Source organism: Aquabacterium sp. J223 (genome assembly GCF_024666615.1).
In the GTDB taxonomy this organism is placed as follows: Bacteria; Pseudomonadota; Gammaproteobacteria; order Burkholderiales; family Burkholderiaceae_C; genus J223.
In genome coordinates this window covers 1,098,012-1,114,649 of sequence record NZ_CP088297.1, presented here as the reverse complement: position 1 = coordinate 1,114,649, position 16,638 = coordinate 1,098,012, and the positions used below count along the sequence as shown (strand labels likewise).

The 16,638-nt window shown below is 71.6% G+C and carries 15 protein-coding genes; 4 read left to right on the top strand and 11 right to left on the bottom strand.

Going from position 1 to position 16,638, the window contains the following annotated elements:
- Window positions 1–97: 97 nt before the first annotated feature.
- Window positions 98–1,270, bottom strand: coding sequence for an ABC transporter substrate-binding protein (locus LRS07_RS05415; protein ID WP_260500959.1), 1,173 nt, complete (start codon window positions 1,268–1,270; stop codon window positions 98–100).
- A gap of 326 nt (window positions 1,271–1,596) precedes the next feature.
- Between LRS07_RS05415 and LRS07_RS05410 the strand changes: the two genes are divergently transcribed.
- Complete coding sequence (locus LRS07_RS05410; protein WP_260500958.1) at window positions 1,597–2,727, top strand: 5-methyltetrahydropteroyltriglutamate--homocysteine S-methyltransferase; 1,131 nt, start codon at window positions 1,597–1,599, stop codon at window positions 2,725–2,727.
- 102 nt (window positions 2,728–2,829) lie between these two features.
- Here LRS07_RS05410 and LRS07_RS05405 read toward each other — a convergent pair whose 3' ends face one another.
- The 9 genes from LRS07_RS05405 to LRS07_RS05365 form a co-directional block, all read right to left on the bottom strand.
- Entirely contained in the window at window positions 2,830–3,120 is a 291-nt protein-coding gene (locus LRS07_RS05405; protein ID WP_260500957.1) for a hypothetical protein, read from the bottom strand.
- Window positions 3,121–3,180: 60 nt separating this feature from the next.
- On the bottom strand, window positions 3,181–3,381 hold the full coding sequence (locus LRS07_RS05400) for a hypothetical protein (RefSeq protein WP_260500956.1): 201 nt from the start codon (window positions 3,379–3,381) through the stop codon (window positions 3,181–3,183).
- A gap of 20 nt (window positions 3,382–3,401) precedes the next feature.
- The gene (gene kce / locus LRS07_RS05395; protein WP_260500955.1) at window positions 3,402–4,370 is read right to left on the bottom strand and encodes a 3,5-dioxohexanoate:acetyl-CoA acetone transferase; all 969 of its coding nucleotides are present in this window, start codon (window positions 4,368–4,370) and stop codon (window positions 3,402–3,404) included.
- Window positions 4,371–4,440: 70 nt separating this feature from the next.
- Window positions 4,441–5,253: an ABC transporter ATP-binding protein gene (locus tag LRS07_RS05390; RefSeq protein WP_260499468.1), complete on the bottom strand. Its 813-nt coding sequence runs from the start codon at window positions 5,251–5,253 to the stop codon at window positions 4,441–4,443.
- Window positions 5,250–6,005, bottom strand: a complete 756-nt coding sequence (locus LRS07_RS05385) for an ABC transporter ATP-binding protein (RefSeq protein ID WP_260499467.1) — start codon at window positions 6,003–6,005, stop codon at window positions 5,250–5,252. Before LRS07_RS05385 ends, LRS07_RS05390 begins: the two co-directional genes overlap by 4 nt.
- On the bottom strand, window positions 6,002–7,279 hold the full coding sequence (locus LRS07_RS05380) for a branched-chain amino acid ABC transporter permease (RefSeq protein ID WP_260499466.1): 1,278 nt from the start codon (window positions 7,277–7,279) through the stop codon (window positions 6,002–6,004). Before LRS07_RS05380 ends, LRS07_RS05385 begins: the two co-directional genes overlap by 4 nt.
- 4 nt (window positions 7,280–7,283) lie before the next feature.
- A complete protein-coding gene (locus LRS07_RS05375; RefSeq protein WP_260499465.1) occupies window positions 7,284–8,225 on the bottom strand; it encodes a branched-chain amino acid ABC transporter permease in 942 nt (313 codons plus the stop codon).
- Between the two features lie 16 nt (window positions 8,226–8,241).
- Window positions 8,242–9,480: a branched-chain amino acid ABC transporter substrate-binding protein gene (locus LRS07_RS05370; protein WP_260500954.1), complete on the bottom strand. Its 1,239-nt coding sequence runs from the start codon at window positions 9,478–9,480 to the stop codon at window positions 8,242–8,244.
- 39 nt (window positions 9,481–9,519) lie between these two features.
- Window positions 9,520–10,311: an SDR family oxidoreductase gene (locus LRS07_RS05365; RefSeq protein ID WP_260500953.1), complete on the bottom strand. Its 792-nt coding sequence runs from the start codon at window positions 10,309–10,311 to the stop codon at window positions 9,520–9,522.
- Window positions 10,312–10,529: 218 nt separating this feature from the next.
- On the opposite strand from LRS07_RS05365, the gene LRS07_RS05360 reads away from it, so the two are divergent.
- The 3 genes from LRS07_RS05360 to LRS07_RS05350 all read left to right on the top strand — a co-directional run bounded on the left by LRS07_RS05360 (window position 10,530) and on the right by LRS07_RS05350 (window position 15,553).
- Window positions 10,530–12,503, top strand: coding sequence for a helix-turn-helix domain-containing protein (locus LRS07_RS05360; RefSeq protein ID WP_260500952.1), 1,974 nt, complete (start codon window positions 10,530–10,532; stop codon window positions 12,501–12,503).
- A 94-nt stretch (window positions 12,504–12,597) separates the two neighbouring features.
- Window positions 12,598–15,027, top strand: coding sequence for a catalase (locus LRS07_RS05355; protein ID WP_260500951.1), 2,430 nt, complete (start codon window positions 12,598–12,600; stop codon window positions 15,025–15,027).
- 28 nt (window positions 15,028–15,055) lie between these two features.
- The gene (locus tag LRS07_RS05350) at window positions 15,056–15,553 is read left to right on the top strand and encodes a hemerythrin domain-containing protein (RefSeq protein WP_260500950.1); all 498 of its coding nucleotides are present in this window, start codon (window positions 15,056–15,058) and stop codon (window positions 15,551–15,553) included.
- A gap of 59 nt (window positions 15,554–15,612) precedes the next feature.
- Here the strand turns inward: LRS07_RS05350 and LRS07_RS05345 are convergent, their stop codons facing one another.
- Window positions 15,613–16,506: a class I SAM-dependent methyltransferase gene (locus tag LRS07_RS05345; RefSeq protein ID WP_260500949.1), complete on the bottom strand. Its 894-nt coding sequence runs from the start codon at window positions 16,504–16,506 to the stop codon at window positions 15,613–15,615.
- Window positions 16,507–16,638: the final 132 nt, after the last annotated feature.

Genomic DNA, 16,638 nt, shown 5'->3' with positions numbered 1-16,638 from the left:
GCGATGGAAGGGCCGCCGACCGCCCGTCGAGGGGCAGCGCGGCGGCCCTGGGCATCGGGCCACGGGCGCCCGCCGCGGCGAGCGCCCGGGGGTCTCGTCAGGACCCCTTGCCCGGGTCCTTCACGGCCTTCAGGGCGTCGAACTCGACGTTCCACAGCTGGCCGTCCTTGCGCTCGACCTTGCGGATGTAGATGTCCTGGATCGGCTCGCGGGTGTTGGCATCGATGATGACGTTGCCGCGCGGGCTCTCGAAGGTCTGGCCCTTCATCGCCGCCAGCAGCGCCTCGCCGCCGCCCTTGCCCTTGGTCGCCTCCAGCGCCTTGTAGATCACGCGCATGCCGTCGAAGCCGGCCACGGCCATGAAGTTGGGCCGGAACTTGTTGGCGGCCTGGAAGGCGTCGACGAACTTCTTGTTCGTCGGCGACGGGTGGGCCGCCGAGTAGTGGTGCGAGGTCACCACGCCGAGGGCCACGTCGCCCATGTCGTTGAGCTGGTCGTCGTCGGTCACGTCGCCGGTGCCGATGAGCCGGATGCCGGACTTGTCCAGGCCGCGCTCGGAGTACTGCTTCATGAACTGCGCGCCCTGGCCGGAGGGCAGGAAGACGAACACCGCGTCCGGCTGCGCGTCGCGCACCCGCTGCAGGAAGGGCGCGAAGTCCGGGCTGCGCAGCGGCGAGCGGATCTCGGCCACCACCTGGCCGCCGTTGAGGGTGAAGCGGTTCTTGAAGGTGCGCTCCGCGTCGATGCCGGGACCGTAGTCGGTCACGAGCGTCACGACCTTCTTGATGCCGTTCTTGGCCGCCCACTCGGCCAGCGGGAAGGTGCCCTGCGGCAGCGTGAAGCTGGTGCGGACGATGTAAGGCGACTGCTCGGTGATGATGGCCGTGGCCGCGGCGGTCACCACCATCGGCGTCTTGCTCTGGGTGGCGATGGGCGCCACCGCCAGGGCCAGCGGCGTCAGGCCGAAGCCGGCCAGCACGTCCACCTTGTCCTGCACCACCAGTTCCTGCGCGATGCGCCGGGTCTGGTCGGCGACGCCGCCGTCGTCCTTGACGATGACCTCGACCTTGCGGCCCGCCACCGTGCTGCCGTTCTGCGCCACCCACAGCTTGACGGCGGCCTCGATCTGGCGGCCGGTGGAGGCCGACTGCCCGGTCATGGGCAGGATGAAGCCGACCTTGAACGGCGCGGTCTGCGCCTGGACGGCCGCGGTGCCGGTCGCGGCCAGGCCGGCGGCGAGCAGGACGCGAAGGGCGGTGCGCTTTTGCATCGTCTGGATCTCCTCGATGGACGTGTGTGCGGAAAGGCGCGATTGTGTGTGCAACTGCCGGCGCCTCCGCGTCGGTGGATCCCCCTCTCGCCGGCGGCCAGGGAGAAAAACCGACATTCAGTTACCGGATTATCGACCGGCCGCCATGCCGAATCGGTTGTGCGGGGTGGCTAGCAGCTATTCCGGTTCGGCATGCGAAGGGAAAGCGCCATGTCGCGCGCCGATGCGCGGGGTGCCCGTCGCCCGCCGCCTGGCAGGGACGTCACCCATGGGGCGAGGCGCCGGTGCGTTGAGAATAGCGGGATCCCACTCCCCACCCGTCCACCATGACCCTGCCCGTCCGCCTGCCCTCCCGCGCCGACCATGTCGGCAGCTTCCTGCGTCCGAAGGCGCTGCTCGACGCCCGCGAGCAGAAGGCCCGGGGCGAGATCAGCGCCGAGCAGCTGCGGGCGGTGGAGGACGCCGCGATCGCCGACATCGTCCGCTTCCAGAAGGACGTCGGGCTGAAGAGCATCACCGACGGCGAGTTCCGCCGCACCTACTTCCACGTCGATTTCCTCGAGCAGCTGGGCGGGGTCAAGTCCGACATCCCGGTGACCATCCGCAAGCCCGACGGCACCGAGGAGCTGGCACCGCCGGTGATGCGCGTCATCGACAAGGTCCGACATGCCAAGGACATCCAGCTCGCCGACTTCCAGTTCCTGAAGGCGCAGGTCGACCGCCAGGCGCCGGGCTGCACGCCCAAGGTGACCATCCCTTCGCCGACCATGCTGCACTTCCGCGGCGGCCGCGCCGGCATCAGCAAGCAGGCGTACCCGGAGCTGGAGCCCGACTTCTACGACGACGTGGCCAAGGCCTACGGCGACGAGCTGCGCTCATTGGCCGCCGCCGGCTGCACCTACGTGCAGATGGACGACACCAACCTCGCCTACCTGTGCGACGAGAAGATGCGCGAGGCGGCGCGCCAGCGCGGCGACGACCCCAACGAGCTGCCGCACCGCTACGCCGGGTTCATCAACAAGGTGGTGGCGCAGAAGCCGCAGGGCATGACGCTGGCCATGCACCTGTGCCGCGGCAACTTCAAGAGCACCCACGCGGCGGCCGGCAACTACGAACCGGTGGCCGAGGCGCTGCTGTCGGAGATGAACCTGGACGCGTACTTCCTCGAGTACGACGACGACCGCTCGGGCGACTTCCGGCCGCTGCGCTTCCTGCCCAAGGGCAAGCTGGTGGTGCTGGGCCTGGTGACGACCAAGTTCGGCGAGCTGGAAGACAAGGACACGCTGAAGCGCCGCATCGACGAGGCCGCGAAGTACGCACCGCTGGAGCAGCTGGCGCTCAGCCCGCAATGCGGCTTCTCCTCCACCGTGCACGGCAACAACATCGCCGTGGAGGCGCAGCGCACCAAGCTGCGCCTGGTGATCGAGACCGCCCAGGAAGTCTGGGGCGACGCCTGACGGTGTGAGGGGCGCGGGGCGGCGCCGCCCCGGGGTCCGCCTGCGCGCGCCGTTCCCGCGCGCGAACGCGAACGCGACGGCGCTGGCGCTGGCGCGAGGGCGTCAGATGTCCAGCGTGTAGACCTGCGCCTGCCGGCGCTCCTCGGGCGAGTGCTGGCCCAGCGCCCGCTCCCAGTCGGGGCCGACGGCGCCGTGCTCGGGCACCAGGCCGGTGGTCATCACCACCACCTCCTCGGCCGTGGCGTCGAACTGCGCCAGCTCGCGCCGGTCGGGGTCGAAGAGGCGGGCCACCATCGGGCCGTCGTCCTGCTCGCCACCCTGCGCGATCAGCACCAGCCAGCGCGCCGGCACCTGTCCGCCGACGCTGCCGTAGCCACCCGGGGGCATGCTCATGGGGACTCCCGTGGTCGTGTCATGTGCATGGCCCGCAGCAACACCGGTGCCCGCCGGCGGTCAGCCGCCGCCGATGCCTTCGGTGACCTTGCCGGTGCCGCTGCACACGCCGCAGGTCTGGCCGCCCTCCGCCCGGCCGGAGCCGCCGCAGCCGGGACAGACCGCTTCGCCGGTGCCCGGCGTGCCGGGCGGCGCTTCGTCGCCGGGTGACATCTCGCCCGGGGTGGGACCGCCCGTGGGGCCGGACGCGGACTGCTGCATCACCGTCTCCTGCCGGCCGTTCACCGGGGCCGGTGAACGGCTGCGGCAGTTGCGGTGCCCGAGGCGGCGGCCTCCCGGCCCTTGAGCTGCAGCATGGCGCGCGCCTCGTCCGGCGTGGCCACCTCCAGCGACAGCTCGTCGAGGATGCGGCGGATCTTGCGCACCTGCTCGGCGCAGGAGCGGGCGAGCTCGCCCTTGCCGAGGTAGAGGCTGTCCTCCAGGCCCACGCGCACGTTGCCGCCCATCACCGCGGCCATGGTCAGCAGCGGCATCTGGTGGCGCCCGGCGCCCAGCACCGAGAAGCGGTAGCCGTCGCGGCCGAACAGCCGGTCGGCGGTCTGCCGCATGGTCACCAGGTTCTCCGGGTCGGGCCCGAGGCCGCCGAGGATGCCGAAGATGCTCTGGATGAACAGCGGCCCGCGCACCAGGCCCTCGTCGACGAAGTGCGCCAGGTTGTACAGGTGGCCCACGTCGTAGCACTCGAACTCGAAGCGGGTGCCGGCCTCCTCGCCCAGCACCTTCAGGATGTGCTTGATGTCGGCGAAGGTGTTGCGGAAGATCAGGTCCTCCATGCCTTCCACGTAGGGCCGCTCCCAGTCGTGCTGCCAGGCGGTGATCTTGCGCGCCACCGGGTGGATGGAGAAGTTCATCGAGCCCATGTTGAGCGAGCACATCTCGGGCTTGAGCTTGAGCGGGTAGGCCAGCCGCTCGGCCAGCGTCATGCGGGTGCTGCCGCCGGTGGTGATGTTGATCACCGCGTCGCAGGCCGCGCGGATGCGCGGCACGAACTGCTCGAAGACCGCCGGGTCGGGGGTGGGCCGGCCGTCCGCCGGGTCGCGGGCGTGCAGGTGCAGGATGGCCGCGCCGGCCTCGGCCGCCTCGATGGCCTGCTCGGCGATCTGCTCGGGCGTCAGCGGCAGGTACGGCGACATGGTGGGCGTGTGCACCGAGCCGGTGACGGCGCAGCTGATGATCACTTTGTCGGCCACGCCGACCTCCTTCCAAGGAACCATGAGCCCCCGCGGGGGGCGGGCCGGGCGAAGCGCGGACCGGGGGCGGTCATACGGCCAGCCACTGCGCCAGCAGCTGCGGGTCGGATTCCAGCTGCTGCGGGCTGCCGTCGAAGACGATGCGCCCGTGCCCCATCACGCACACGCGCTGCGACACCTTCATCGCGATGGCCAGCTTCTGCTCGACCAGCACCACCGAGACGCCCTGGCGGTGCATGTCCTCGATGCACTCGCCGACCTGGGCGACGATCTTGGGCGCCAGGCCCTCGGTGGGCTCGTCGATCAGGATGACGCGCGGGTTGCCCAGCAGCGAGCGGCAGATGGTGAGCATCTGCTGCTCGCCGCCGGACAGGCTGCCGGCCTTGGTGTGGCGGCGCTCCTTCAGGCGCGGGAAGTAGTCGAACATCTGCTGCACCGTCCAGCGCGGCGCGCCGGGCACCGGCGGCTGCTCGCCCATGCGCAGGTTCTCGTCGACGGTGAGGTTGGCGAAGACCTCGCGCTCCTCGGGCACGTAGGACAGGCCCGAGCGGCAGATGGCGTGCGGCCGCAGGCCGGCCAGCGACCGCCCGGCCAGCGCGATGCGCCCGCCGCTGGGCGGCAGCAGCCCCATCAGCGCCTTCAGCGTGGTCGAGCGGCCCGAGCCGTTGCGCCCGAGCAGGCTCAAGACCTCGCGCTCGCCGACGCTGAAGCTCACGCCGCGCAGGATGTGGCTCTTGCCGTAATGCGCGTGCAGGTCTACGACCTCCAGCAATGACGACCCCTCGTCCGGCGGGTACGCCGGCCGATCCCCCGAGGGGATGCGGGCCGGCTTGGGAGCGGCCCGGCGCTCGGCCCGCTCGCCTTGGCTCGCGGTGTTACTCATGCCGCCGCCTCCTCGCCCAGGTAGGCCTCGCGCACGGCGGGGTCGGCGCGCACCTCGGCCGGCGTGCCGGTGGCGATGACCTGGCCGTAGACCAGCACGCTGATGCGGTCGGCCAGCGCGAAGACCACGTCCATGTCGTGCTCCACGATGAGCAGCGCGCGCCCGGCCGTCACCTCGCGGATGAGCGCCAGCGTGTAGTCGGTCTCCTCGGCCGACATGCCGGCCATCGGCTCGTCGAGCAGGATCACCTGGGGGTCGCTGGCCAGCGTCATCGCCAGCTCCAGCGAGCGCTGGCCGGAGTAGCTCAGCTCGCCGGCCAGGGCGTCGGCGTGGGCCTGCAGGCGCACGCGCTCCATCAGCCGCTCGGCCGCCTCGCGCACCGGGCGCAGGCCGTCCAGCCGGCGCCAGAAGCTGTACTGCAGCCCGGCGCGCTGCATCACCGCGATGCGGATGTTCTCGAACACCGTCAGGCGGGGAAAGATGTTGGTGATCTGGAACGAGCGCGCCAGCCCCAGCCGGTTGATGCGCTGCGGCGAGCGGCCGTCGATGCGCTGGCCGTCGAACAGCACCTCGCCGGCGCTGGGCCGCAGCTGCCCCGAGACCAGGTGGAACAGCGTCGACTTGCCCGCGCCGTTGGGGCCGATGAGCGCGCGCCGCTCGCCGGCGGCCAGGTCGAGGTCGATGCCGCGGATGATCTCGGTGGCGCCGAAGGACTTGCGCAGGCCGCGCACGGTGAGGATGGGATCGGTCACGACAGCACCTCCTTGCCTGGCGTGACCGCGGGCGCGGCGGGCTTTGGCTCGCGCAGCGTCCCCAGCGCCGCGGTGCGCCCGCGCGCGGCCCAGGCCACCGCCGCCCCGGCGCCCAGCAGCAGCAGCGGCACGCCCCAGGTCGCCACCGCTGCCGGCGGCCAGGGCCGGCCGAACAGCACGATCGGCGGCGCCGCCCCGGCCATGCGCGCCAGCGAGCGGTAGTCCTGCGAGAACAGCCGCTGCAGCAGCTCCACCGTGAACACCACGCCCGCGGCCAGCAGCAGCGCGGCCAGCGCCCACAGCAGCGCCGAGGGCAGCACCGCGGCCAAGCCGTGGCGCTGCACGCCGCGCGCCGCGCCGCTGACCAGCCCGGTCAGCCCCGCGGGCATGAACATCATCACCAGCACGAACAGCACGCCCTGGTAGAGCAGCCACGACTGCGTGGCGTCCGACACCGCGTAGCCGAAGAAGGTCATGATCGCCGCGCCCAGCGCCGGCCCCAGGAAGCTGCCGACGCCGCCGATGTAGCTGTTGAGCACCACCGAGGCCGACACGTGGGCGTCGAACACCACGTAGTTCACCGCCTCCTGGTTGACCACCTGCAGCGCGCCGGCCACGCCGGAGAACATCGCCGAGATGGCGAAGGCCGACACGCCCAGCCCGTGCACGTCGTAGCCGAGGAACCTCAGCCGGTGCGCGTTCTCGCGCAGCGCCAGCGTCAGCCGCCCCATCGGCGTCAGCGCATGCCAGTACAGCGCCGCCAGCGACACCAGCACCCAGGCCAGCGTCAGGTAGTAGACCTCGGTGGTCGAGCCGAAGGTGAAGCCCCAGGCCGGCATGCGCATGCTGCTGATGCCCGACTCGCCGCCGAACCAGCCCTTGAGCTGCGGCGCCAGCGCGTGCAGCAGCTCGGCGATCGCCAGCGTGATCATGGCGAAGGTGGTGCCGCTGCGCTGGGTGGCGAACCAGCCCGCCACCAGCCCCACGCCCAGGCCGACCACCGCGCCCACCAGCGGCAGCAGCGGCGTGGGCAGCAGGCCGGCACCGCCGAGGGCGTTCATCGCGTGCACGGTGGCGAAGGCGCCAGCGCCGAAGTAGGCGGCATGGCCGAAGGACAGCATGCCGGCACGCCCGCTGAGCAGGCTGTAGGCACAGGCGAACAGCGCGGCGATCAGCATCTGGATGCTGGCGTTGAGCAGCCCCGCGGGCAGCAGCGCGGGCAGCGCCGCCAGCACCGCGACACCGCCGGCGGTCCACAGCAGGAGGGGTTTCATCGCGTCAGGCCTTCTCGCCCATCAGCCCCGAAGGGCGCACCAGCAGCACCAGCAGCATCAGCGCGAAGGGCAGCGTGGCCGCCAGGCTGGACAGCTTCAGCGTCAGCAGCCCGCCCACGCCCTCGGCCCAGTCGTGCGCGCCCAGCGGCCGCAACAGGTCGGCCAGGCTGGCGTCCACCGACACCGCCAGCGACGTCATGACGCCGATCAGCAGCGAGGCCAGCATCGCCCCGCCCAGCGAGCCCAGCCCGCCGACGACCACGATGACGAAGACCATGACGCCGATCTCGAGCGCCATGTTGGGGCTGGTGGTGTAGAAGGCGCCGGCCACCGCCCCGGCCAGCCCGGCGAGTGCCGCGCCGACGCCGAACACCGCCATGAACACCCGCTGCACGTTATGGCCCAGCGCCTCGGCCATGCGCGGGCGGTAGATGGCCGAGCGCACCACGATGCCGACCCGGGTGCGCGTCAGCAGCAGGTAGACGAGGGCGAACATGACGATCGCCACGCCGCCCATCAGCAGCCGGTAGGCCGGGTACTGCTGACCGCCCAGCGTGAAGGCCGCGACGTCCATCGCCTTGGGGATGCGGTAGTCGACCGGGTAGTTGCCGAAGACCAGCTTGATGGCCTCGGCGATGATGAACGACAGGCCGAAGGTGAGCAGCAGCTCGTGCGCATGGCCGTGGCGGTGCACCCGGCGCAGGAACCAGCGCTCCACCGCCACGCCGACGGCGCCGGCCAGCACCGTGGCCAGCACCACCGCCGCGGCGAAGCCCACCAGCCCCTGCAGCGTGTAGGCGAAGTACGCGCCCAGCATGTAGAACGAGGCGTGCGCGAAGTTGAGCACGCCCATCATCCCGAAGATGAGCGTCAGCCCGGCCGACACCATGAACAGCAGCAGGCCGTAGACGACCCCGTTGAGCAGCGAGAAGACCAGCGTGTCCATCGTCGCGGCAGCGGGGTCAGTTCGGGCGCTGCATCTTGCAGCTGGCCTGCGCCGGCACCGCCGCCTCCTCGGCGCTGAACACCTTCACCGGCTTGAAGCCCATGTCGGTGTCGTCGACCTTGTACTTGGCGTCCTTGGTCACGGTGGACACCACCAGCGGCAGCAGCGCCTGGTGGTCGGACGCGCGCATGCTCATCTCGCCGATCGGCGTCTTCACCTTCGCGGTCTCCAGGTTGCGGGCGAAGGCGTTGACGTCCAGCGCGCCGCCGCCGGCCGGCTTGGTGCGCTTGAGCGCATCGGCCACCATCTCCAGCCCGAACACCGTCTGCGGTTCGATGAACACCGGCGGGCGGCCGGTCTTGGCGGTGTAGTCCTTGACGAAGCGCTCGCCCTCGGCGCCGCCGGCCTCGGGGTTGAAGGTGTGCACGACGAAGTGGCCGACCGCCGTGTCGCCGGCGTTGGACAGGTTGCCCGGCTGGTCGAGGTATACCGTGCCGAAGCGCGCCTTCAGCCCCGCGGCCTTGGACGCCTTCATCAGCAGCAGCAGGTCGTTCGACCAGTTGCCGGTGAGCACCGCGTCGGCCTGCGAGCTGGAGATCTTGGCCACGTAGGGCGCGAAGTCCTGCACCTTGTTGACGTCGTGCAGCGTCTTGTCGACCACCTGGTAGCCGCCGGCGCCGGCGTTGTCCACGATGGCCTTCTCCATGTCCTGGCCCCAGGAGTAGTTCTGGTTGATGGCGTAGACCTTGCTGCCCAGCGCGTTGGCCTGCTTCATCGCGGCCACCAGCGCCTTGCCGCGCACCTGGGCGTTGCCGGCCATGCGGAAGTGGTGGAAGTTGCACTTCTCGCCGGTGAGCTCCAGCGCCTCGGCGCCGACGTTGATGTAGACGATCTCCTTGCCGGGGTTGCGCAGGTTGTGCTTGCGAACGTCCTCGGTGATCTGGCCGCCGATGGCCGACGACGCGCCCTGCACGACGATCTGCACGCCGTCGGCGATGGCCGCCTTGAGCTTGTCCGCCGCGCCGGCCGGGCCGCCCTGGTTGTCGTACTCGACCAGCTGCACCGGCTGGCCGTTCCAGCCGCCGGCGGCGTTGAGGCGGTCGACGGTGTAGCGCACCGCCGCGCGGTAGGCCTGGCCGGAAGCCGCCTGCGGGCCGGAGAGCGTCTCCAGCACGGCGATCTTCACCGGCGCGGCCTGGGCGGCGGCGCACAGCAGCAGGGCGGGCACGGTGGTGGCGAGGGGTCGGATCGGCATCATGTCTCCTTGGGTTGTTGTGGGGCCGGCGCGGCGGACTCAGAGGTATTCCACGTTGCCGTCCACGCTGATGGCCTGGCCGCTCAGGTTGCGTGCGGCCGGCGAACACAGGAACAGCGCCAGGGCCGCCACGTCTTCCGCGGTCACCATGCGGCGCAGCGAGATCTTGTTCAGGTACTGCTCGCGCACGGCGTCCGCGCTCAGGCCCAGGGCCGCCGCGCGCGCGGCGATGACCGAGCGCATGCGCTCGCCTTCGACCGTGCCGGGGAGGATGGCGTTGACGCGGATGCCGGACGGCCCGAGCTCGATGGCCAGCGACTTCATCAGCCCGACGATGGCCCACTTGGTCGAGGCGTAGGGCGTGCGGAAGGGGTAGCCCAGGCGGCCGGCCACCGACCCCATGGCGATCAACACCGGGCCGGCGCGCGACTGCTTCAGCATCGGCACCGCGCGCCGCGCGAAGTAGTACTGGCTGTTGAGGTTGACGGCCACGGTGCGCTCCCAGTCGGCGCCCTCGATGCCCTCGATCGGGCCGGTCGGACCGGCGATGCCGGCGTTGTTGACCAGCACGTCGAGGCCGCCCAGCGTGCCCTGCACGTCGTCGAACACCAGGTCCACGTCGGCCGCCACGGCCGCGTCGGCCATGCTGCCGGTGATGCCCGGCACCTCGCGGCTCAACCGGTCCAGCGCCGCGCGGTCGACGTCGCAGACGTGCACCTGGGCACCGGCTTCATGGAAGGCGCGGGCGACCACCGCCCCGATGCCGCTGGCACCGGCGGTGACGAGGACACGCAGGTTCGGCGTGGGGCGCAGGGAGTCGAGGATGGGCATGTCGGTCCTTGGCCGCGACGGCTCGGCTGACGTCCTCCGCGGCAGGCCAGTATGGAAGCCGCCTCCAGCCGGCCCAATGTGGCGCACGCACACCCCCGCCGGCGATTTCATGTGGGCGGCGACGCCGCCGTCCGGGCGCGGCGAGCGCCTGCATCTGCTAGCCTTTCCGCGGCCTCGCCGGCGCTGCGACGGCCCCCGACGAGCACAACGGAGACGACATGCGAAGCCCTCTGCGGATGGACGACGGCGACAGCCTGAGCGGCGAACTGGTGAGCCTGCTGCACCAGGGCGCGCCGGCGGAGGACTTCGCCCAGCGCCTGGCCGCGGCCGAGCGCCTGCCCGATGGCCGGCCGGGCAAGTCGACGCTGGTGGAGACCGTGCGCATGGCGATGGCGGTGCGCAACCGCCTGGAGCTGCAGCAGCAGCGCGAGCGCGGCATGCTGGCGGTCATCGAGTCCGCGCAGGACCTGTCCAGCCGGCTCGACCTGCAGGAGCTGCTGAGCACCATCGTCTCGCGCGCGCGCCACCTGCTCGGCTCCGACGTCGCCTGGCTGTCGGTCTATGAGCCGGAGCCGGGGGAGTTCCGCGTCGTCGTCGCCGACGGCGCGCTGGCGCAGGGCACGTCGGGCATGGTCACCCGACACGACCTCGGCGTGGCGAGCGTGGTCATGTCGACGCGGCTGCCGTTCACCACGCCGGACTACCTGCACGACAAGCGCTTCGTCCACGACGCCCGGCTGGACGACACCTTCCGCGCCGAAGGCATCGCCGCGCTGGTGGGCGTGCCGCTGGTGTGGAAGGACGACGTCATCGGCCTGCTGTTCGTCGCCGACCGCTACCACCGCATGCACACCGCGCAGAGCATCTCCATCCTGTGCACGCTGGCCACCCACGGCGCGGTGGCGCTGAAGAACGCGCGCGACTTCGAGCAGGTCAGGACGGCGCTGGACCGGGCCGACCAGGCGCGCGCGGAGCTGGAGCGGCACGTGCGCAACATCCAGGCCGCCGCCGACGCGCACGAGCAGATGACTTCGCTGCTGGCACGCGGCGCGTCGCTGTCCACGCTGTGCCAGTCGGTGGCGCAGCTGCTCGGCGGCAGCGTGCTGGTGCTCGACGAGGCGGCCCAGGTGGTCAGCCGCGGCGTCGCCGGCGGCTACGACGGCGCGGGCGCCGCGGCCTATTCGCCCCACGGCCCGTCCAGCGCGGCGCTGGCCCAGGCCCTGCGCCGGTCGCGCCAGGCCGGGCGGTCGGTACCCGCCTTCGAGGCCGACGGCGAGTCCTGCCGGGTGATGCCGGTCATCGGCGGCGAGGACGTGCTGGGCTCGATCCTGCTCTTCCACCGCGGCGGCCTGGAGGAGGTGGCCGTGCGCACCTTCGAACGCTGCTCCAGCGTCATCGGCATCGTGCTGCTGTCGCAGGAGCGCATGGAGGCCACGCGCAGCCGCGATGCCGCGGCGCTGCTGCGCTCGCTGGTCTCGCCGCGGCAGGACGAGCCGGCGCTGCTGGCCAACCGGGCCGAGGGCCACGGCCTGAACCTGTCGCAGCCGCTGGCGCTGATGCTGGTCGAGGTCGACGGCGTCAGCGCCGGCTTCGCCGCGCGGCGGCTGCGCGCCCTGGCCCCGGCCGGTCAGGTGCTGGTGGACGACGTCGACGGGCTGCTCGTGGTGCTGGGCGCGGCCACGCAGGCGCACGACCTGCGGCAGGCGATGACCACCTGGGCCCGGCGCGAACTGGGCGCGGTGCACCGCGGCGTGCTGTCGCGCCCGGTCACCGGCCCCGCCCAGCTGCCTGCGCTGTACGCCACGCTCAAGCGGTCGCTGGCGGTGCTCAAGCGCATCGGCATCCAGGGCCAGGTGGTGGCGCAGAACGAGCTGGCGCTGTACGCCACGCTGTTCGAGACCCACGACCAGTCCAGCCTGGCCGAGTTCCTCGAAGCCACCCTCGGCGCCCTGCTGGCGCACGACCGCAAGCGGGGCACCGACCTGGCCGCCACCCTGCTGTGCTACTTCGATTGCAACCAGAACGCCAAGAGCGCCGCGCAGCGGCTGCAGATCCACGTCAACACGATGCGCCAGCGGCTGGCGACGGTGGAGGAACTGCTCGGCCACTGGGGGCAGGCGACGCGGGCGCTGGAGCTGCACCTCGCGCTGAGGTTGTGGCACCTGAGCGGTCGCGGGGAGCCGGCCGGCTGAATTGACGGCCGGCGCGTCGCGGCGGCGGTCGCACGCGGGAACAGCGGTTGCCCATGCGGCGGCGCGGCATCGTGTCCGCGCCAACACGCCGACCATGCCCAAGTCCACCAAGACCCCTGCCAAGCCGGCCAAGCGCGCGGCCGCGAAATCCGCCGCCCGCAACACCGACAGCGGACCGAGCGCCGTCACCGCCGCCACCTTCGACGCGGCCAGCCGCAAGATGGCGCAGGTGGAGGACATGGTCGCCGCCATGCCCGACAACCCGAACAAGGCCGCCGAGCACGGTTTCGCCAACGGCGTGCGACCGCCGCAGGGCGCGAGCGTCAGCCCGCCGTCGCGGATGGCCGTCGGCAGCACGCTGTCGGAGGACAACGCCTCGGCCAAGACCGGCAGCGTCGCGCCCGAGGGCGTCAACGCGACGATCGACACCCTCGACCGCGTCCGCGTGGATGCGGCCGGGCGTCGCCTCACGACCAACCAGGGCGTGCCGGTCGCCGACAACCAGAACTCGCTGAAGGCCGGCCTGCGCGGCCCGGTGCTGCTGGAGGACTTCATCCTCCGCGAGAAGATCACCCACTTCGACCACGAGCGCATCCCCGAGCGCATCGTGCACGCCCGCGGCTCCGGCGCGCACGGCTTCTTCGAGTGCTACGACGCGCTGACCGACATCACCCGCGCGGCGCCGTTCCAGGCCGCCGGCAAGGTCACGCCGGTGTTCGTCCGCTTCTCCACCGTGCAGGGCGAACGCGGGTCGAAGGACACCGCGCGCGACGTGCGCGGCTTCGCGGTCAAGTTCTACACCGACGAAGGCAACTGGGACCTGGTGGGCAACAACATCCCGGTGTTCTTCATCCAGGACGCGATGAAGTTCCCGGACCTCGTGCACGCGGTCAAGCCCGAGCCGCACCACCAGATGCCGCAGGCGGCCAGCGCGCACGACACCTTCTGGGACTTCGTCTCGCTGATGCCCGAGTCCACCCACATGCTGATGTGGGTGATGAGCGATCGCGCCATCCCGCGCAGCTACGCCACGATGCAGGGCTTCGGCGTGCACACCTTCCGCATGGTCAATGCGCAGGGCGACTCGGTGTTCGTCAAGTTCCACTGGACGCCCAAGGCCGGCACGCATTCGCTGGTGTGGGACGAGGCGGTGAAGATCTCCGGCGCCGACCCCGACTACCACCGGCGCGACCTGTGGGAGCGCATCGAGTCCGGCCACTACCCCGAGTACGAGCTGGGCCTGCAGGTCTTCACCGAGGAGCAGGCGGAAGCCTTCAGCTTCGACATCCTCGACGCGACGAAGGTCGTGCCGGAGGAACTGGTTCCCATCCGGCCGGTCGGCCGCATGGTGCTGAACCGCAACCCCGACAACTTCTTCGCCGAGACGGAGCAGGTGGCCTTCTGCACCGCGCACGTCGTGCCGGGCCTGGACTTCTCCAACGACCCGCTGCTGGCCGGCCGCATCCACTCGTACGTCGACACGCAGATCTCGCGGCTGGGCGGCCCGAACTTCCACGAGATCCCGATCAACGCTCCGGTGGCGCCGGTGCACAACAACCAGCGCGACGGCCTGCACCGCCAGGCCATCCACCGCGGCCGCGTGTCCTACGAGCCCAATTCGCTGGGCGGCGGCTGCCCGTTCCAGGCCGGCGCGGCGCAGGGCTTCGTGTCGGTGCCGGCACGGCTGCAGGCCACCGAGGACCAGGCCAAGGTGCGCGCCAAGCCGGAGAAGTTCGCCGACCACTACACGCAGGCGCGGCTGTTCTTCGACAGCCAGACGCCGGTCGAACAGGACCACATCGCCAACGCCTTCCGCTTCGAGTTGTCGAAGGTGACGGTGCCGGCGATCCGGCACCGCACGGTGGCGATGCTGCGCAATGCCTCCGAGGCGCTGGCGAAAAAGGTGGCGATGGGGCTGGGCATCGACCCCCTGCCCGACCCGCTGCCACCGGCGCTGGCGCAGCCGGCCGAGCCCGAGGTGACGAAGTCGCCGGCGCTGTCGCTGATGGCGCGGCCGGGGGACGGCTCGCTGGGCGGCCGCAAGGTGGCGATCCTGGTCGCGCCCGGCGTCCATGGGGCGTCGGTGTCGGCCGTGCAGGCCGCGCTGGTCGAGGCCGGCGCCGTCGCGCGGCTGGTCGGCACCCGCATCGGCCGCATGCCCACGGCCGACGGCGACACGCTGGACGCGGACGCGTCGCTGGAGAACGAACCCGGCTTCCTGTTCGACGGGCTGGTGCTGCCCGACGGCGACGAGGGCGTGGCCGCGCTGGCGCAGGACGGCCACACGATGGAGTTCATCCGCGACCAGTTCAGGCACTGCAAGACCATCCTGTCGATCGGTGCGTCCCGCGCCCTGCTGGCGCAGGCCGGCCTGCCGGCGAGCCTGCAGAAGGCCCACGCGCAGGGCACGAGCGGGCTGCTGTTCGCGAACGCCGACCAGGCCGACGACGCCGCGAGCGCGTTCATCGCCGGCCTGGCGCGGCACCGCCATTTCGGCCGCGAGATGGACCCGCCGCTGCTCTGACCCCACCCCGACGACCGAGGACACCCGAATGCGAGAACCCGTCGAACACGACGCCTGCGAACTGCTCGACGCCGACCACCTGGCGGTCAAGCACCTGTTCGTCGAATACGCGCGCCTGGCTTACGGCGGCGACACGCCGGCCGCCGACGGCCGCGCCGCCATCGCCCTCAGGATCTGCGACGAGCTGACGGTGCACGCGCAGATCGAGGAAGAGATCTTCTACCCGGCGCTGCGCGACGCGCTGCCGGCCACCGCCGACGTGGTGGCCGAGGCCGAGGACGAACACGCCCAGGCCAAGGCGCTGATCGCGGAGATCCGTGGCCTCGGCACACCCGGCGACCTGATGGACCAGCGGGTGGCCGACCTGGCGCGCGTCGTCGAGGACCACGTGAAGGAGGAACGCGACGAGCTGTTCCCCAAGGCCCGCGGCAATCCCGGCCTGGACCTGCGCGAACTCGGGCTCGCCCTGCGCGCGCGGCAGCAGGCACTGGAGCAGGAACAGGGGCGGAACGCGGCGCCGGCCTGAGGCCGCCGGCCTCACGGCCTGGGCCACCGGCGCCGGCCGGTACCGGTGGCCCGCCCGCGTCACGCCACCCCGACGCCCACCAGCATCTCGCAGGGGCCGACGAAGCCATCCCTGGTCTCGAACGAGGCCAGCGCGACCTCGATGTCGTGCCAGACCTGCGCGCGCTGCGGCTCATCGAGCGCGGACATCATCTGGTGAAGCGCGCCGAAGGACTCGCGCTCGAAGCGCACGCACTCCGCCGCGCTGGGCAGCGTTGCGGGCGAGGGGATCCGTCGCACCGAAATGTCCTTGAATCCCGCCTTCGCGAACGCGGCCTCGAGCACGCCGTCGCCGCCGAGGGAGAAGGGGCCGGGCTGACCGGGAAGCGGTGGCGGCAGCCGGGCGCGCTCGCGGATGATGCTCACGGGGATCGAGAAGAAGCCATTGCGGTCGGGTGTCGAGTAGACGATCGCGGCGACGCGGCCGCCCGGCTTGAGCGCGTGCCTCATGCCGGCCAGTGCCCGTTGCTGGTCGGGGAAGTAGATCAGTCCGACGCGGCTGATCACGACATCGAACGAGGCCGCCGGCAGGGTCGCGAGCGCCTCGCCGTCGAGTTCCCGCGTCGCGACGATGCGGCCGAGGCCGGCCGCCTGCGCATCGCGTTGGGCGTGGGCCAGCAGCGCCGGGGCGATGTCCGTGCAGAGCACGTGGCCGCCGGCACCGACGCGGCGCGCCGCCGCGAGCGACTGCTCGCCCGCCCCGGCCGCGACATCGAGAACCCGGCATCCGGGACCGACGCGCGCCATCTCGAACATCGCCTCCGTGGCGTCTCCCAGCCAGCGGCCGATGAACGGACCCCAGCGGTGCCATGCGTCCGCCGCACTCTGCCACTGCGCGCGTGTCGTCGTCTTGAACTTCTCTGCGTCGAAGGCGGCCGGGGTGGCCGGCCTGGAAGGTTGCAGCACGGGGTTCATACGCTTCTCCTGTCATCCATGCCCGTCGGGAATCGGCGGTGGAGACACTGTCCCGCCGAACGCGTGGCCGGGCCAGTCCAGAAATTGCACCGTCCGCCGCGCCCCGTCCCTGCCGGAGACCGCTCCAAGATC

What these genes read in the sequence shown, in the direction of transcription:
- LRS07_RS05415 (WP_260500959.1), bottom strand. Translation starts at nt 1,270, where the DNA reads ATGCAAAAGCGCACCGCCCTTCGCGTCCTGCTCGCCGCCGGCCTGGCC.
- LRS07_RS05365 (WP_260500953.1), bottom strand. Translation starts at nt 10,311, where the DNA reads ATGCCCATCCTCGACTCCCTGCGCCCCACGCCGAACCTGCGTGTCCTC.
- LRS07_RS05370 (WP_260500954.1), bottom strand. Translation starts at nt 9,480, where the DNA reads ATGCCGATCCGACCCCTCGCCACCACCGTGCCCGCCCTGCTGCTGTGC.
- LRS07_RS05355 (WP_260500951.1), top strand. Translation starts at nt 12,598, where the DNA reads ATGCCCAAGTCCACCAAGACCCCTGCCAAGCCGGCCAAGCGCGCGGCC.
- LRS07_RS05345 (WP_260500949.1), bottom strand. Translation starts at nt 16,506, where the DNA reads ATGAACCCCGTGCTGCAACCTTCCAGGCCGGCCACCCCGGCCGCCTTC.
- LRS07_RS05380 (WP_260499466.1), bottom strand. Translation starts at nt 7,279, where the DNA reads ATGAAACCCCTCCTGCTGTGGACCGCCGGCGGTGTCGCGGTGCTGGCG.
- LRS07_RS05390 (WP_260499468.1), bottom strand. Translation starts at nt 5,253, where the DNA reads ATGAGTAACACCGCGAGCCAAGGCGAGCGGGCCGAGCGCCGGGCCGCT.
- LRS07_RS05410 (WP_260500958.1), top strand. Translation starts at nt 1,597, where the DNA reads ATGACCCTGCCCGTCCGCCTGCCCTCCCGCGCCGACCATGTCGGCAGC.
- LRS07_RS05360 (WP_260500952.1), top strand. Translation starts at nt 10,530, where the DNA reads ATGCGAAGCCCTCTGCGGATGGACGACGGCGACAGCCTGAGCGGCGAA.
- LRS07_RS05400 (WP_260500956.1), bottom strand. Translation starts at nt 3,381, where the DNA reads ATGCAGCAGTCCGCGTCCGGCCCCACGGGCGGTCCCACCCCGGGCGAG.
- LRS07_RS05350 (WP_260500950.1), top strand. Translation starts at nt 15,056, where the DNA reads ATGCGAGAACCCGTCGAACACGACGCCTGCGAACTGCTCGACGCCGAC.
- LRS07_RS05405 (WP_260500957.1), bottom strand. Translation starts at nt 3,120, where the DNA reads ATGAGCATGCCCCCGGGTGGCTACGGCAGCGTCGGCGGACAGGTGCCG.
- LRS07_RS05375 (WP_260499465.1), bottom strand. Translation starts at nt 8,225, where the DNA reads ATGGACACGCTGGTCTTCTCGCTGCTCAACGGGGTCGTCTACGGCCTG.